Annotated in this window: 12 protein-coding genes; 6 read left to right on the forward strand and 6 right to left on the reverse strand. The window is 72.0% G+C overall.

The genetic code is table 11. The features are described from left to right. Positions 1 to 125 precede the first annotated feature (125 nt). Positions 126 to 908: an AraC family transcriptional regulator gene (locus MTQ01_RS02260; protein WP_247486589.1), complete on the forward strand. Its 783-nt coding sequence runs from the start codon at positions 126 to 128 to the stop codon at positions 906 to 908. A 103-nt stretch (positions 909 to 1,011) separates the two neighbouring features. On the opposite strand, the gene MTQ01_RS02265 is transcribed toward MTQ01_RS02260, so the two are convergent. Further along, positions 1,012 to 2,289 (reverse strand): hypothetical protein, encoded by a 1,278-nt coding sequence (locus MTQ01_RS02265; RefSeq protein WP_247486590.1) that lies wholly within the window; start codon positions 2,287 to 2,289, stop codon positions 1,012 to 1,014. 133 nt (positions 2,290 to 2,422) lie between these two features. On the opposite strand from MTQ01_RS02265, the gene MTQ01_RS02270 reads away from it, so the two are divergent. Further along, complete coding sequence (locus MTQ01_RS02270) at positions 2,423 to 3,196, forward strand: glycosyltransferase family A protein (RefSeq protein ID WP_247486591.1); 774 nt, start codon at positions 2,423 to 2,425, stop codon at positions 3,194 to 3,196. A 285-nt stretch (positions 3,197 to 3,481) separates the two neighbouring features. On the opposite strand, the gene MTQ01_RS02275 is transcribed toward MTQ01_RS02270, so the two are convergent. Continuing rightward, positions 3,482 to 4,675, reverse strand: a complete 1,194-nt coding sequence (locus tag MTQ01_RS02275; RefSeq protein WP_247486592.1) for a glycoside hydrolase family 64 protein — start codon at positions 4,673 to 4,675, stop codon at positions 3,482 to 3,484. A gap of 750 nt (positions 4,676 to 5,425) precedes the next feature. On the opposite strand from MTQ01_RS02275, the gene MTQ01_RS02280 reads away from it, so the two are divergent. The 3 genes from MTQ01_RS02280 to MTQ01_RS02290 all read left to right on the forward strand — a co-directional run bounded on the left by MTQ01_RS02280 (position 5,426) and on the right by MTQ01_RS02290 (position 8,089). Continuing rightward, positions 5,426 to 6,403: an NAD(P)H-quinone oxidoreductase gene (locus MTQ01_RS02280; protein WP_247486593.1), complete on the forward strand. Its 978-nt coding sequence runs from the start codon at positions 5,426 to 5,428 to the stop codon at positions 6,401 to 6,403. A 393-nt stretch (positions 6,404 to 6,796) separates the two neighbouring features. Beyond that, the gene (locus tag MTQ01_RS02285) at positions 6,797 to 7,402 is read left to right on the forward strand and encodes a hypothetical protein (protein ID WP_247486594.1); all 606 of its coding nucleotides are present in this window, start codon (positions 6,797 to 6,799) and stop codon (positions 7,400 to 7,402) included. A gap of 123 nt (positions 7,403 to 7,525) precedes the next feature. Then, positions 7,526 to 8,089 (forward strand): bacterial proteasome activator family protein, encoded by a 564-nt coding sequence (locus tag MTQ01_RS02290; RefSeq protein ID WP_247486595.1) that lies wholly within the window; start codon positions 7,526 to 7,528, stop codon positions 8,087 to 8,089. Between the two features lie 160 nt (positions 8,090 to 8,249). Here MTQ01_RS02290 and MTQ01_RS02295 read toward each other — a convergent pair whose 3' ends face one another. From MTQ01_RS02295 to MTQ01_RS02310, 4 genes are all read right to left on the reverse strand, one after another. After that, positions 8,250 to 9,734 (reverse strand): dihydrolipoamide acetyltransferase family protein, encoded by a 1,485-nt coding sequence (locus MTQ01_RS02295; RefSeq protein WP_247487667.1) that lies wholly within the window; start codon positions 9,732 to 9,734, stop codon positions 8,250 to 8,252. A gap of 71 nt (positions 9,735 to 9,805) precedes the next feature. Next, entirely contained in the window at positions 9,806 to 10,795 is a 990-nt protein-coding gene (locus tag MTQ01_RS02300) for an alpha-ketoacid dehydrogenase subunit beta (protein ID WP_247486596.1), read from the reverse strand. A gap of 2 nt (positions 10,796 to 10,797) precedes the next feature. Next, entirely contained in the window at positions 10,798 to 12,174 is a 1,377-nt protein-coding gene (gene pdhA / locus MTQ01_RS02305; RefSeq protein ID WP_247486597.1) for a pyruvate dehydrogenase (acetyl-transferring) E1 component subunit alpha, read from the reverse strand. 566 nt (positions 12,175 to 12,740) lie between these two features. Further along, positions 12,741 to 14,324 carry a protein kinase gene (locus tag MTQ01_RS02310; protein ID WP_247486598.1) on the reverse strand — a complete coding sequence of 528 codons (1,584 nt, stop codon included), beginning with the start codon at positions 14,322 to 14,324 and terminating at the stop codon, positions 12,741 to 12,743. Positions 14,325 to 14,630: 306 nt separating this feature from the next. Between MTQ01_RS02310 and MTQ01_RS02315 the strand changes: the two genes are divergently transcribed. Continuing rightward, positions 14,631 to 16,328 carry a Stk1 family PASTA domain-containing Ser/Thr kinase gene (locus MTQ01_RS02315; protein WP_247486599.1) on the forward strand — a complete coding sequence of 566 codons (1,698 nt, stop codon included), beginning with the start codon at positions 14,631 to 14,633 and terminating at the stop codon, positions 16,326 to 16,328. Positions 16,329 to 16,455 lie beyond the last annotated feature (127 nt).

The raw sequence follows: 16,455 nt of genomic DNA on the forward strand, positions 1-16,455 counted from the left end.
TGCGGGGCGGCGCGGTGTGAGCCGCGTCGCGCCCGGGCGAACGGCCGCCAGTTCCTCGGCGACAAGGTTAGGTTAGCCTTACCGTTGCTTGTGCGATGTCGATGAGAGGTCAACCTGTGTCGGTCATGGGACCCCACACCGGAGATCCGGTGTGGTGCCGGGAGTTCGGGTACGGGCTCGGACGGCCCGACGGGATCATGGTCCTGAAGTACCGCTCCGCCGGAGTGCTCGAGTTCGGCCGCACCCGGCAGGACTTCCTGCACCAGCTCTACTGGTCGCCCGACGGCATGCTCACCACCCTGGTGGGCGCCACCCCGCGGTTCGTCGGGCCGCAGGAGGCGTTCTGGTCCCGGCGGGCGGTCGACCACGAGGTGCGGGCCGCCGACCGCCAGACCGTGTACCGGATCTGTCTGCGCCAGGCCCCGCCCGCGCTCGACGCATACCCGGTCGGACCCGCCTCGATCTCGCCGGAGGCGGGGCGGCTCGTCGAATCACTCGCGCGGCCCGGCGTCGAGGAGCGCGAGGCGCTGCGGATCAGGTCCGCCCTCCTCGCCGGGCTCGCCCTCACCGAAGCGGGATACCTCGCCCACCACGCGGTCGGCAGCGGCCACGCCCGCACCGTCGCCCGGGAGTTGACCCGCGACCCGGGTGATCCGACCCGGCTGGAGGAGTGGGCGTCCCGGCTGCACACCAGCGTGAAGACGCTCCAGCGGGACTTCCAGCGGGAGTTCGGCATGTCCTTCACCGCCTGGCGCACCCGGCTGCGACTGAGCGCGGCACGAGTGCTGCTCGCGACCGAGCCGGTCGGGGCGGTGGCGCACCGCGTGGGTTACGCCTCTGCCTCGGCCTTCGTCCAGGCGTACGCGGCCCGGTTCGGGCACACCCCGGGACGCCGCCCGCCCGGGTGATCCCGCCGCGGACGGCCGCGCGGCCCCTGGCGGTGCGGCCGGACCCTTGGCGGTGCGGCCGGACCGGAGTCGGCTGCCGGATCGCGGGTGCGGTCGGGTGCGGTCAGGTGCGGTGGGGGCCGGGGGCGTCGTCCCCGTCGTCGCCGGGTCCGTGCACGGCGTCCTCCTCGCCCGGCGGCCGGCGGTAGCGGAGCAGCCGGTGGACGCCGAAGACCAGCAGTCCGGAGAAGGCGAGCATCACGACGCCCAGCGCGCAGATGAGCAGCAGTCGCGAGCCGACCGAGAGATCGCTGCCGCCGGCGAACTGGAAGCTGCCCAGGGCGAAGGTGACGGCGGTGATGATCAGCGTGACCATGCCGAGCAGCCCGAACGTGGCGGAGTCCAGTCTCGCCTCCACCGCCCGGTACTTGCGGTCCAGCCGCTCCAGCCGGGCGAGCTGCCGTGCGTCCTCGGCCGCTCGGGTGCGTGCCTCCAGGATGCGTTCGCGCAGGCCGAGGTACTGCTCCTGCAACTGCTGGTGGCTGCCGCGCGAACCCGTGGCGGGCAGCAGCGCCAGTGCCAGGTCGGCCGCCTGGAGCGCCTCGTCGAACTCCCCGCACAGCCGGAGTCCGTGGGCGAGCCGGTAGACGAAGATGTGGTGCTCGGGGTGGTCCGTCGCGGCCTCCTGGGCACGGTCGCGCAGCAGCGGGCCCTGCCCGTCGAAGGGCGCCGCCGCGGCCAGGGCGCCCAGACACACGTCGACGGTGTGCGTGGTGCGGTGCGGCGAGTACCAGGCGTGGTCCAGCAGGTCCGCCGCGTGCTCGGCGGTCACCCTCCGGCTGCCGTACGCCGCGAACGCCCGCAGCGCGGTGAAGAGCGGGCCGGTGCGGCGGCTGCCGGCCGCCTGCGCGAGCAGCGAGGACTCCAGGAACTCGCGCAACTCCTCGAAGCGGAAGTTCGCCCGCAGCTTTCCCGCCTGGTACAGCGTCGCGAAGCAGCTGATGTCGCGCGAACCCAGGAGTTCGCCGGTCGCCTCGGAGATCTCGGTCGGCGACTCGACCGAGTCGCGGGTGATGAAGGCGTAGCCCAGCGCCCACTTCTCCTCGATCTCCACCCGGAAGGGAAGGCCGGAGGCGTCGCTCTCCTCGGCGTGCTCGTACAGCCAGCGCGCGCACTCCGCGGCGGTGCGCACCGACGGCAGTTCCAGGAACCGCAGCCGCCAGTAGCGGTCCGCGCAGATCAGGAACGGGTCGGTGGCGAAGTCCGCCGAGGTGAGCCTGAACGGAGGCGGAGTCCCGGCAGCCTTCAGCGAGTGCGCCACCTCCTCGCACACCCGGTCGAGCTCGCGGGAGTCCTGCGAGTCGATCCGGCTGAGCCGCTCGGTGAGTGAATTCCCCTCCATACGTTCGTACTTACCATGCGTCGGCCGAGGTCGGAGGGGTTTTCGCGAAGGTTCCGACGGAGCGCGCGGGACTCCCGCGGGACTCGTACGGGACTCGTACGGCTCTTCGCGGTGACCGCTAGTGTCGTGCACCATGCGGGTCGACGTGCTCACGGCGGTGGAGGACTCCCGCGCGGAGCACCTGCCCGCCGCGTGGGAGTCGCTGCGTGCCCAGACCCACCGCGACTGGCACTGGCTCGTCCAGGTCGACGGCCCCGGCCACCGGGAGGTGCGGGCCGCGCTGGCCGACTGCGGTGCCGCCCGCGACCGACGGGTCCGCATCGCCGCCCATCGCACCCGCGTCGGCCCCGCCAACAGCCGCAACCTCGCACTGGGGCGCTCCAGCGCCGCCGTCATCCAGAACCTCGACGGCGACGACGAGTTGGAGCCCACCGCGCTCGCGCTGCTCTCCCGGGCCCTCACCTCGCACCCGGACTCCGGCTACGCCGCCGGCCACGCGCGGGACCTGCTGCCCGGCGGTGAACTGCGCGTCCACGAACTGCCGTTGCGCAGCGGCCGACTGGCCCGCGGCGCACTGCTGGACAACTGGTCGACGGCGCCGGGCAGTTACCGGCTACCGCTGCATCCGGCGGGGGTGATGTGGCGGCGTGCACTGCTGATGGAGCTGGGCGGATGGTCCGCGATGGAGGGCATGGAGGACACCGGCACCCTGATGGCCGCCTCCGCCGTGGCCACCGGCGTACTGGTCGACGCCCCGACGCTCAGGTACCGCAGACATCCGGGCCAGTCCTCCGGGCGAAGGACGGATTTCGCTGGGGGGGGGATACAGATTTCGCTGATCAGACAGCGTGCCTCGCATCTGCTCACCCAGCCGGGCTGGAACGCGCCCCCGCCGCCCCGGAGTTGAGCGCCCCCGTACGCCGGTGCCGGTGCCGGTGCCGGTGCCGGTGTGCGTTCGCGTCGCGTGTGTCCGTGACGCCGCGGTCAGTTGGGTCCGCCCGGGTGAGTCAGCTGTGCCCGTCCGGGTGGGAGGGCCGCGGGCCGGGACGGTCCGGAATCTCGGCCGGCCGCGCGGGCGCGGGTGGACGCCGGACGGCCCCGGTGCCGACCTGTGGGGTCGGTGCCGGGGCCGCCGGGTGGTGCGGGTGTGCGGGCCTTTCGGCCCACCGATCAGTCGCTCGACTCAGTCGGCTCAGTCGAAGGGCTGAAGGGTGATGTACGCCTTCTGCGGGTCGCCGTCGTGGACGAGCGACTCGTGGTTGGCGACGTCGTCGAAGGCGAAGGCGTAGGCCTTGCCGTCCTCCATCGCCTCGTGGACGAGCTTGGCGTACTCGTTGGTGACCTCGTCCTTGTAGAACTCGTCGGGGCTCGAGTCCGGCTGGTCGGAGTTGGTCAGCAGGGTGGTGCGGTGGAAGCCGGCGCACAGGGTGCGGGAGAGCGGGCCGCGCACCTCGTCGTTCGGGGCGTCCAGCTGCTTGTGGCAGCCGAAGATGCTGTCCGAGTCGGGCTTCTCGAAGCTGGTCACGACCTCGCCGGAGCCGTCGGTGAAGTCCATCTTGTCACCGTTGACCTTGCCGAAGTACTTGGTGTCCGGCTCGTGCCCGAACGGGGTGACCGTCAGGGTGTCGCTCTTGTACTTCTCCCAGACGCGGTCGACGTAGTCGGACATCGTGTCTTCGGGGATGTCGCCGATGCCGATGCCGTGGCCGGGCGAGAGGGCGCGCAGCGGGCTGCCGTCCGCGCGCTTCTTGACCAGGCCGCCCCAACCGTCGACGGCCTCCAGCTTGTTGAAGAACTCCTTGTACGCACCGGGCTTGAGGACACCGGTGGTCTGGCTCGAACCGTCCGAGCCGTCGACGCCGACCGAGTAGGGCGCGGAGAACATGTCGACCTGGGTGCTGTTGATCCACAGGCCGGAGTCGTTGAGCGTGTACTCGGTCCAGTTGAACAGGGTGTCCGCGTTCGGGTCGTCCGGGTTCTGGACGGCGGGCTGCACGAGGCCGCCCTCGGCGAGCTTGAAGGTGAGCTTCTCGCCGTAGGAGTAGTACACCCGGCCGGAGAACTTCGGCAGCTGGATGTCCATGGACTCGCCGGCGGCCGGGCCCTCGAAGGAGGCGTCGGGCGCGTCGGTGGGCGGGTTGCCGCCGCCGGGCCATGCGGTGAAGTTGCCCTCGGCGTCGGCGTAGCCCTGCTCGCCGGTCGCCAGGTTGGTACCGATTGTGTAGATGTAGATCTGCTCGTCGGTGCCCGAGTCGTTCTTGAACGTCAGCGGGATGGTGTCGGCCGCAGCGGCCTCCGCCTTGGTGCTCGTGTCGAACGCGGTGAATCCGGCGCCGACTACGGCCGCAGCGGCCAGTGTCGCGAGCAGCTTCTTCTTGGCACGCACGCAGTTCCTCCTCGTGGGGCGGGTCTGTATGTGGGGGGCACGCGAGGGTGTCGAGCGCCGTGTGTGCACAACAGGCCTCGGGGCCGCCGGAGTTGGGGGTCCGGAGGGGTGGCCCGGAGAGCACTCCCGTGTGAGAGCGCTCTCAGAATCACGTCCGCCCCCAGTCACGTCAACCCATGGGACGCCGATTACTCACAACTCTTGAAAGCTGACCGGTGGTTGGTCGTCTCGACCCCGTTCTCACCAGCGACGACGACAGAAGGGGCGCATTGGCCGTGATGTGCCGAATTTCCGCCGCTTCGAGGAGTGTCATCCGTCCACCGGTCCGCCGTTCACCCGTCGTTCGCGCTCGCGGTCGTACGCCTTCGCCGCGCGCCCTTCCCTTCAAGCGGCGAACCAACCGGCGACGACCCCGTTCATGCGGTGAACGCAGAGTGAGAAGCCCGCACGCTCTGTTCAGCCGATGAACACAGCCGTTCGCTGTTCCTGTGTCCGCCGTCCCGTGCGCGCCGTGCCCGCCGTCCCGTGACGCCCGTACGCCAACGCCCCTCGGCCGGTGCGGAGTTCGCGCCCGCGGCGCGTACGGCGGCGCTCGCCTCCCCGTACGGCGGCGCTCGCCTCCCCGTACGGTGGCGCCCGCCTCCCCGTACGGCGGCGCCCGCCTCCCGTGCGGGGCGCCGCGGGGGAACTCGCCGCCCGGGCCGCGCCGCGCGCTCGTCCCGCTCGCCGCGCGCGGAGTAGCGTCGGAGCATGTACGCGATCACGATTACCGAACCCGGCGGCCCCGAGGTGCTGGTCTGGTCCGAGGTGCCCGATCCCGAACTCCGCGAGGGCGAGGTGCTGGTCGATGTCGCGGCCAGCGCCGTCAACCGCGCCGATCTGCTGCAGCGTCAGGGTTTCTACGACCCGCAGCCCGGCACCTCCCCCTACCCGGGGCTGGAGTGCTCCGGCACCGTGGCCGAGGTGGGGCCCGGCGTCACCGGCTGGTCCGTCGGCGACGAGGTGTGCGCGCTGCTGAGCGGCGGCGGCTACGCCGAGCGGGTCGCCGTGCCCGCCGGTCAACTGCTCCCGGTGCCCGAGGGGGTCGACCTGGTCACCGCCGCGGGGCTGCCCGAGGTGGTGGCCACCGTGTGGTCGAACGTCTTCATGGTCGCCCACCTCCGGCCGGGCGAGACGCTGCTCGTGCACGGCGGATCGAGCGGTATCGGCACCATGGCGATCCAGCTGGCGAAGGCGGTCGGCGCCACCGTCGCGGTGACCGCGGGAAGCGCCGCGAAGCTGGCCCGCTGCGCGGAGTTGGGCGCGGACATCACCATCAATTACCGCGAGCAGGACTTCGTCGAGGAACTGCGCGCCGCGACCGACGGCAGGGGCGCGGACGTCATCCTCGACATCATCGGCGCCAAGTACCTGGAGCGGAACATCGAGGCCCTCGCCGTCAACGGTCGGCTGGCGATCATCGGTCTGATGGGCGGTGTGAAGGGCGAGCTGAACCTCGGCGCCCTGCTGCGCAAGCGCGGCGCGATCACCGCCACGACCCTCCGCGCCCGCCCCCTGGACGAGAAGGCCGCGATCATCGCCGCCGTGCGCGAGCACGTGTGGCCGCTGGTGGACAGCGAACGCGTCGTGCCGGTGATCGACCGGCTGCTGCCGATGGCGGAGGCGGCCGAGGCACACCGAGCCCTGGAGACCGGCGACCACATCGGCAAGGTGCTGCTCAGCCGCTGACCCGGCACGGGCACGCAGCCACGGGCGTACGGGCGCGGGGTGGCACGGGCACGGGGTGGCACGGGCGTACCGCGGAGCCCGCGGCGCAGGCGTGCGGCGGGCTCCCCGGCCGTCCCCGCGGGGCCCGTACCGGACCCGGTCCCGGGGCCCGTGCCGCGCCCGGCGCCGAGCCGCCCGGGGGCCGTGCCGCGCTCGCCGTGAACTCCCGCCGCCCGGACGCCCGTTACGGCGTCCGGGCGCGCTCGTTCACTGAGGTGTCGGGCCCGGTGTCCGAGATGCCGGAAGTCGCCGGTCGTGTGACGCTCGTAACAGAGCCGACGCTCCGCGCAGCGTCCAGCGAGGTTGCGAGCTGTTCCGCGTGCCGCGTGCGACGCGGCGAGGCGGGCGGGAGGAATGGTTGCGGTGAAGGCGTACGCGGTCGGAGTGGTTGCCGGAGCGATGGTGCTGGTGGCGGGCCCCGCCGCGCAGGCCGCCTCGCCCGGGCCGCCACCGAGCGCACCCTCCTCCTCCCGGGCTCCGGACGCCGGTGACGGCGCGTTCTTCCCGGTCCCGGAGTTCCCGTTCGCGGTGCCGCCGGGGCTGACCCCGCCGCCGCCCGTCGACCCGGTGCCGGACGGCGAGACGTACGAACAGGGCGAGCTGCCCCCCGGCGGCGACGGCACCGGCACCCCGACGCCGCCGCCGTCCTCCGGCGACGAACCGCAGACGACCGGACCCACCCCGGAGCCGTCCGAGCCCCGGACGCGCTCCGGCCGGCCGGCGGACGCGGGCGACGCACCGCCGCCGGGCGCGCTGCACGCCCCCGAGGCACCGAGCACGGCAGACACGCCCGCCTTCGCCGAGGACTCCAACGACGGCGCGGAGGACACCCGCGCGGAGGAGAGCCTGGCGCTGCGGGGCGGCGAACCGCTGCTGCCCGTGCTGCCCCTGGGCGCCGGCCTGGCCTCCCTGGGGCTCGGCCTGGCCGCGCTCGGCTACCGCCTGCGCCGCAACGCCTGACCGCCGCCCGGCACGGGCCCGGTGCGCGCGTACGGGCGGGGCGGTCCGCCCCGTGTCCGGTGCCGCTCCCGCCTTCGGGACCATCCGGGAACACCCGTGGACGCCAAGGTGCAGAATGGGGGTATGACACAGCCGATGCATGAACGGTCGCAGGAGAACCCCCAGGTCCTGGTGGTCGGCCCGGACGGGATGGCCCTCGGCAGCGCCTCCTCCGGGAGCGAGGGCTCCGAGGAGGACGAGCCCCGCGAGGTGCCCGTGACGGAGATGGTCGAGCAGCCCGCGAAGGTCATGCGAATCGGCAGCATGATCAAGCAGTTGCTGGACGAGGTGAAGGCCGCGCCGCTGGACGAGGCGAGCCGGGCGAGGCTGAAGGAGATCCACGCCAGCTCGGTCAAGGAGCTGGAGGACGGCCTCGCGCCCGAGTTGATCAACGAGCTGGAGCGCATCTCGCTGCCGTTCACCGACGAGGTGGTGCCCAGCGAGTCCGAACTGCGCATCGCACAGGCGCAGTTGGTCGGCTGGCTGGAGGGCCTCTTCCACGGCATCCAGACGACGCTGTTCGCCCAGCAGATGGCGGCCCGCACCCAGCTGGAGCAGATGCGGCGCGCGCTGCCGCCGGGCGCGATGGAGGGCCACGAGGGCGCCGACGGCGTCGAGGGCCCGGTGCGTTCCGGCCCGTACCTCTGACCCGACCGCGCCGAGCGGAAGCGCCACGAGCCGGCCCGCGCCGGCCCGCGCCGGCCCGCGCCGGCCCGCACTGACAACGCCGTACGGGCGGCCCGCAGCAGGATCGCTGCGAGCCGCCCGTACGGCGTTATCGTGCGTCACGGCCGGAGGCCGACGCGGATCACGTCCAGGTGATGAGCCGCTTGGGGTGCTCCAGCACCGCCGCGACGTCCGCGAGCACCCGGGAGCCCAACTCCCCGTCCACCAGCCGGTGGTCGAAGGAGAGCGCCAGGGTGGTGACCTTGCGGGGCTTGACCTCTCCCTTGTGCACCCAGGGCTGGTCCTTGATCGCGCCGAAGGCGAGGATCGCGGACTCCCCGGGGTTGAGAATCGGTGTGCCGGTGTCGACGCCGAAGACGCCGACGTTGGTGATGGTCACCGTCCCGCCCTGCATGTCCGCCGGCGAGGTCTTGCCCTCGCGGGCGGTGGAGACCAGGTCACTCAGGGCGGTGGACAGCTCCGGCAGCGTCTTGGCGTGCGCGTCCTTGATGTTCGGCACGATCAGACCGCGCGGGGTCGCCGCCGCGATGCCCAGGTTGACGTAGTCCTTGTAGACGATCTCCTGGTTGGCCTCGTCCCAGGACGCGTTGACGTCGGGGTTGCGGCGGATGGCGACCAGCAGGGCCTTGGCGACCAGCAGCAGCGGGTTCACCCGCAGCCCGGCCATCTCCGGGTCCTCCTTGAGCCGCTTGACCAGCTTCATCGTCCGCGTCACGTCGATGGTGACGAACTCCGTCACGTGCGGCGCGGTGAAGGCGCTGCCGACCATCGCGGCGGCGGTCGCCTTCCGTACGCCCTTGACCGGCACCCGGCGCTCGCGGATCGAGGTGAGCGACTGCGGCTCGACCGCCGGTGCCTGCGAGGCCGCCGCCCGGGACGAACCCTGCTCGGCGGGCTGCGCCGCGGGCGCCGGCTGCGCGGCCGGCCGGCCCGCGGGTGCGGAGGCGGCGGCGTGCACGTCGTCACGGGTGACGACGCCGTCGGGGCCGGTCGGCACGATCAGCGCCAGGTCCACGCCCAGGTCCTTCGCGAGCTTGCGCACCGGCGGCTTGGCCAGCGGCCTGCCCCCGTCGCGCTGCTCGCCGCCCTGCGCGGGCACCGAGGGCTGCTCGGCGGGTGTGTGGACGGTGCCGTTGAGCTCGCCCTGCACGGCCTGCTGGGCGGCCCGCGCCGAGGCTTCGGCCGGCTCGGCGGGTGCCGCGGCTGCCGGCGCACCCGCGGACTGCTTGCGCGGACGGCGCTTGGTGGACGACGCCGCGACGCCGTAGCCGACCAGCACCGGCTCGCGCTTGGCGGGCGCGGCCTCCCCGGCGCCGTCGTCTGCGGGCTCGGCCACCGGTGCGTCCGTCGCCGGTGCCTGCGGGGCATCGGCGGGCCCGGCGCCCGGGTCGGTGTCGACGGTGATGATCGCCGTGCCGACGTCGACGGTGGTGCCCTCGCCGAAGTGCAGATCGCTGACCGTGCCGTTGAACGGGATGGGCAGCTCCACGGCGGCCTTGGCCGTCTCGACCTCGCAGACGACCTGGCCGTCGGTCACCGTGTCACCGGGCTTGACCAGCCAGGACAGGATCTCCGCCTCGGTCAGGCCCTCGCCCACGTCCGGCATCTTGAACTCGCGGAAGCGCTGGGCGTTTCCGGTCGGTGTACTCGTCACGCTCACGACTCTCCTCAGCCCTCTCAGTACGCCAGCGCGCGGTCGACGGAGTCGAGCACGCGGTCGAGGCCGGGCAGATACTCTTCCTCGAGCCTGGCGGGCGGATACGGGGCGTGGAAGCCGCCGACGCGCAGCACCGGTGCCTCCAGGTGGTAGAAGCAGCGCTCGGTGATCCGGGCGGCGATCTCGGCTCCGCTGCCGAAGAAGACCGGCGCCTCGTGGACCACGACCAGCCGCCGGGTCTTCTCCACCGACTGCTGGATGGTGTCGAAGTCGATCGGCGACATCGAGCGCAGGTCGACGACCTCCAGCGACTTGCCCTCCTCCTCGGCCGCCTGCGCGGCCTCCAGGCAGGTCTTCACCATCGGGCCGTAGGCGGCCAGCGTGAGGTCGGTGCCGGTGCGGGCGACCTTGGCCCGGTGCAGCGGCGACGGGATGGCGGAGGTGTCGACCTCGGCCTTGTCCCAGTAGCGGCGCTTGGGCTCGAAGTAGATCACCGGGTCGTTGGACTCGATGGCCTGCTGCATCATCCAGTAGGCGTCCGAGGAGTTCGACGGCGAGACGACCTTCAACCCCGCGACGTGGGTGAACAGCGCCTCCGGGGACTCGCTGTGGTGCTCGACCGCGCCGATGCCGCCGCCGTAGGGGATGCGGATGACGACGGGCAGCTTCACCTTGCCGAGCGCACGGGCGTGCATCTTGGCGAGCTGGGTGACGATCTGGTCGTACGCGGGGAAGACGAAGCCGTCGAACTGGATCTCCACGACCGGCCGGTAGCCGCGCAGCGCGAGCCCGATCGCCGTACCGACGATGCCGGACTCGGCGAGCGGGGTGTCGATGACCCGGTCCTCGCCGAAGTCCTTCTGGAGCCCGTCGGTGACGCGGAAGACGCCGCCGAGCTTGCCGACGTCCTCGCCCATGACCAGGACCTTGGAATCGGTCTCCATGGCCTTGCGCAGGGACTCGTTGATCGCCTTGGCGAGCGGGAGTTTGGTGATGGTGTCGGCAGCCATGGTCAGTTGACCTCCTGGTGTGCGGAGTCCTCGAAGGAGGCCATGTACGCGGCGAACTGGGCGCGCTCCTCGTCCACGAGGGCGTGGCCGTCGGCGTAGATGTTCTCGAAGATGGCCATGGTGTCGGGGTCGGGCATGGTGCGGATCTTCTCCCGCACGGAGAGGCCGAGCTGCTCGCTCTCCTCCTCCAGCGCGCTGAAGAACGCCTCGTCCGCCAGGCCCTCGCTCTCCAGGTAGCGGCGCACCCGCAGGATCGGGTCCTTGCTCTCCCAGGAGGCGCGCTCGTCGTCGGCGCGGTAGCGGGTCGGGTCGTCGGAGGTGGTGTGGGCGCCCATCCGGTAGGTGAACGCCTCGACCAGCATCGGGCCCTGGCCGGAGCGTGCGTGCGCGAGCGCGGCGCGGGTGACCGCGAGGCAGGCCAGCACGTCGTTGCCGTCGACCCGTACGCCGGGGAAGCCGAAGCCCTGGGCGCGCTGGTAGATCGGCACCCTGGACTGCTTCTCGGTGGGCTCGGAGATCGCCCACTGGTTGTTCTGGCAGAAGAAGACCACGGGCGCGTTGTAGACCGCGGAGAAGGTGAACGCCTCCGCCACGTCGCCCTGGCTGGAGGCGCCGTCGCCGAAGTAGGCGATGACGGCCGCGTCGGCGCCGTCCTTGGCCACGCCCATCGCGTACCCGGTGGCGTGCAGTGCCTGGGAGCCGATGACGATCGTGTACAGCTGGAAGTTGTTGGTGTTCGGGTCCCAGCCGCCGTTGTTCACACCGCGGAACATGCCGAGCAGATTGGCCGGGTCGACGCCGCGGCACCAGGCGACGCCGTGCTCGCGGTAGGTGGGGAAGACGTAGTCGTCCTCGCGCAGCGCGCGGCCGGAGCCGATCTGGGCGGCCTCCTGGCCCAGCAGCGAGGCCCACAGGCCCAGTTCGCCCTGGCGCTGGAGGCTGGTGGCCTCCGCGTCGAAGCGCCTGGTCAGGACCATGTCCCGGTACAGGCCGCGCAGTTCCTCGGCGCTGAGGTCGATCTCGTACTCGGGGTGGGTCAGCCGCTCGCCCTCGGGCGTCAGCAGCTGTACGAGCTGCGGCTCGTCCTGCCGGCCGCCTGCCGTCGCCGCGGCGTTGCGGGTCGTCGTCCCGGCGGCGGGCGCCTTCGCGCTCCTGGCCGCCGACTTCGCGGCGGGCTTGGCCGCCGTCTTGGCCGCCGACTTCTTGGCGGTCCTGGCCGCGGGCTTGGCGGTCTTGGCCGCGGGCTTGGCCGCGCTCCTGGCGGGCGACTTCTTCGCCGGCGACTTGCTCGCGGCTGCCGTTGTCGCGGTCTTGGCTGACGTGCGCTTACCGCTGCTGCGACGCGCTTCGTCGCGCGCGGCAGTGCTTTCCACGGTCACGAGTGCTCCTCCGTCGGTCCGGCCCCCGGGGTCTCCGGTTGAGCCAGTGCGGCTCGCCCGGTACCGCCACGGCGCACGGGGTGGGTGCGGCGCGAAGCGTGCCGAGCGTGACAGGTGTCCATTCACCACGGCCCGCCCCAGGCACGTTACCCAGTTTCCCCCGTGGCTGTTTGCGCCTTTGACCTGCGACTTTTCTTGGAAATCCAACTAGTTTTCCGCCCTTGTCGCAGTGGCCGGGGATACCACTGGTCACAGCCTTGCAAGCCCTGTGGACTAACGCACGTTAACCTGCGCCCCCGGACGACGGGAAGAGCAGAACACGGGTCAGTATGTGAGACGGAAACCGGGTCAATCGCCGGAAATGGCATGAGAGCGCGATCATTTGTTGCCCTCTGCGATCAATTGAGCACCCGCGGTTGTCGGGTTGTTGCGAGTGGCCCGCGCTCACCCGGCGGAGCGACCCGCGGCCGGCGGAGCGACCCGCGACAGAGAGAGCCCGGCCCCCGGCAGCGTGTGCTGTCGGGGGCCGGGCTCCGTTGCACGGGGTCGAGCCGGTGGTCCGGGGCCTACGGTCCGGAGGCGCCCACGTCCGTGCCCTGATCGGTCCCCTGGTCCGTGCCCTGGTCGGTCCCCTGGTCCGTGCCCTGGTCGGTGCCCTGGTCCGCGCCGCCGTCCGCGCCGCCGTCCTGGCCCTCGCTGGGACTGCCGTCGGTGCCGTCGATGGTGCCGCCGCCGACCGGGTCGGTGGGGGAGTCGCTGGGCGTCGGGTCCCCGGACGTCTCGGGGTCGCTGGGCGAGAAGCTGGGCGACTCGGGCGGCTTGGGCTGCCAGGTGTCCGGGTCCTCCGGGGTCTCCTCCTCGGTGGGCTCCGGGTCCTCGGGCGGGTCCTCCGAAGTCTGCGACGGCGTCGGCGACTTGCTGGGCTCGCCGCCGCCCCCGCTTCCGCCGTCGCCCGTGTTGTTCATGGCGAAGAAGACGCCCGCCGCGATGGCGAGCACCGCGAAGAAGGCGATCAGCGCGTACTTGGTGCCGCCGCCGCGACCGCTGTCGGCGCGCGTGGAGCCCTCGTACCCGCCGTCGTCGCGGTCGGGGCGGCCGAGCAGCATCGGGGGCTGCGCGGTGGTCGGCGCGTCCCCGTGCGCCACGGCCGGACTGCCCATCGCCGGAGTGCCGCCGGCGTGCACCGGGCCGGTGTTCCACAGGCCGCCGGTGTGGCCGCCCTGCTCCTGGAGCTGGCGCAGCGCGTACTGGGTGAGCCCGCGCATCTCCTCGGCCGACTGGAACCGGTCGTCCGGCTCCTTGGCCAGCGAACGCATCACCAGCCCGTCCAGCTCCGGCGGTACGTCCTCCATCAGCTGCGACGGCGGGATCGGGTCGTCCTGAACGTGCTGGTAGACCACCGACAGTGGGGTCTCGCCGACGAACGGCGGGCGCTGGGTGAGCAGTTCGTAGAGGAGGCAGCCGGTGGCGTAGAGGTCCGAACGGGCGTCCACCGTCTTGCCGAGCGCCTGCTCGGGCGAGAGGTACTGCGGAGTGCCCATGACCATGCCGGTCTGGGTCATCGTCTGGGACGCGCCGTGCAGCGCACGGGCGATGCCGAAGTCCATCACCTTGACCGCGCCGGTCTCGGTGATGATGACGTTCGCCGGCTTGATGTCCCGGTGCACGATGCCGTGCTGGTGGCTGTAGGCCAGCGCTTCCAGCACGCCGGAGACGATGATCAACGCCTGGTCGGCGGGCGGGGATTCGGCGGTGAGCAGCAGGTCCCTGATGGTCCCGCCCTCGACCAGCTCCATCACGATGTACGGCACGGTCTGACCGGCCGCGGTGTCCTCGCCGGAGTCGTAGACCGCCACCACGGCGTGGTGGTTGAGCCCGGCGACCGACTGTGCCTCGCGGGTGAAGCGGGCCTTGGAGACCGGGTCCTCGGCGAGGTCGGAGCGCAGCAGCTTCACCGCGACCGTACGGCCCAGGCGCACGTCCTCGGCGGCGAACACCTCGGCCATGCCACCGCGGCCCAGACGTCTGGTCAGGCGGTAACGGCCGTCCCCCACAAGGCCGTTGTTGCCCCAGTTTCCGGTGTGTCCCGCGGCACCGCCGTCCGGCTCGTCGGGCCCGTCGGGCCCGGAAGCGGAGTGTGTCTGTGCCATCAGTCCTCGCCGAGGTTGGAACCCGCGGGGCGCGGGCGAGCGTGTGGGGGGAGTAACGGGTCATCCAACCCGCTTCCGGTGAGGGCTGGCAAGTTCGGTCCACGGCTTGGCAGGACCGAGGCCGCCGGCTCTGTCACCGCCGCGACGTACCATGCGCGTGCGGCAGGTCACGGAACCGGATGCGCGGCTTGACTCGTCAGACCCCTCGGGCAGACTGGGGGCCTTGGACATACCGATCAACAGCAACCGTACATGCGCAGAGAACGGTCCGTAGGGGGCTGCGGCGCCGAGGGGGAAGCAGTCAAGATGAGCGACGTCGGCGGTCAGCCAGCCAACTTCGAGGGCCGCAGTGTCGGCGGCGGCCGCTATCAGCTGGGGAGGCTGCTGGGGGCCGGAGGCATGGCTTCCGTCCACCTCGGCCACGACAATGTGCTGGACCGCCAGGTCGCGGTCAAGACCCTGCACAGCGAGCTGGGCCGGGAGGCGGCGTTCCGCGAGCGGTTCCGCCGCGAGGCGCAGTCCGTCGCCAAGCTCACCCACACCAACATCGCGGCCGTCTTCGACTCCGGCGAGGACGAGATCGACGGCGCGATGGTGCCGTACATCGTCATGGAGTACGTCGACGGCCCGCCGCTGCGCAGCCGGCTCGACGAGGATGTCGCCCAGTTCGGCGCGATGCCGACCGACACCGCGCTGAAGGTCACCTCGGACGTGCTGGCGGCGCTGGACACCAGCCACGAGATGGGCCTGGTCCACCGGGACATCAAGCCGGGCAACGTGATGCTCAACCGCCGCAACGTGGTGAAGGTCATGGACTTCGGCATCGCCCGTGCCATGCAGTCCGGCGTGACCTCGATGACGCAGACCGGCATGGTCGTCGGCACCCCGCAGTACCTCTCGCCCGAGCAGGCGCTCGGCCGCGGCGTGGACGCCCGCTCCGACCTCTACACGGTCGGCATCATGCTCTTCGAACTCCTCACCGGGCGGCTGCCGTTCGACGCGGACTCGCCGCTGGCGATCGCGTACGCGCACGTCCAGGAGGAGCCGGTCGCGCCCTCGACCATCAACGCCTCCATCCCGCCGGCCGTCGACGCCCTGGTCGCCCGCGCCCTGCGCAAGAACCCCAACGAGCGCTTCCCGAGCGCCGAGGCGATGCAGCAGGAGGTCGACCGCATCCGGCACTCCGGCGCGGCCTCCGGCCTCACGCCGACGATCATCGGCACCGGGCCGGCGCAGAGCGGCGCGGGCATCGCCCAGTCGGTCTTCCCGCCCGTCGGCTCGGCGACGACCCCGCCGCCGCCCAGCAGCACCCCGCCGCCCGGCGGTTACGCGACCCCCTCGCCCTACGGCCAGCAGGGTTACGGCACGCCGCCGCCCGGCACCGCGCCGATGGGCCAGGTGACCTCGTACTCCGGCAGCCAGCCCGCCTACAACCAGAACAACGGCGGGACCAAGAACCTGGGCATGATCGTCGCCGCCGCGGTGACGGCGATAGTCGTGGTGGCCGCGGTCGGCATCATCATCGCGCTCAACCGCGGCGGTGAGGACGACAGCGCGGGCAGCAGCGGCGGCGACTCCGGCGGCTCCAGCGCCTCGGCCGGCCTCGACCCGGGCACCGACCCCGGCACGGACACGGGCGACACCGGAGACACCGGCGACTCCGGCGGCGACGATGACGACGACGACCCCACCGGCAAGTTCAAGGAGGGGGACAAGACTCGGACCATCGAGTCGGAGAAGTGCACCGACGCCCGTCCCTACTTCTCGGACCGCGACAAGGAAGACCCGCGGCCGACGATGCCGGACTTCGAGATCAAGCACATCGACTCGGTGAAGGCGTGCATCGAGGCGGCGGGTTGGAAGCTCGACACCGACTACTCCGAGATGGACGAGAACACCTACGGCAAGGGCACCGTGATGTCCCAGTCGCCGCGGAAGAACGGTCCGTACGACCCGAAGACCGAGATCAAGATCACCATCTCCACGGGCAAGCCCAGCAGCTGACCCGCGATTCGCCGCGACACCGCGCGCCCGGAGCCCCTCGGCCTCCGGGCGCGCGGTCGTTGTGTCGGCGGGTCGGTGGGTCGGCGGGTCGGTGGGGCGTTGCGTTGTGGGGGCGCTGCGTTGCGGG

The sequence above is a fragment of the Streptomyces sp. XM4193 genome, from assembly GCF_023072595.1.
Taxonomy (GTDB): Bacteria; Actinomycetota; Actinomycetes; order Streptomycetales; family Streptomycetaceae; genus Streptomyces.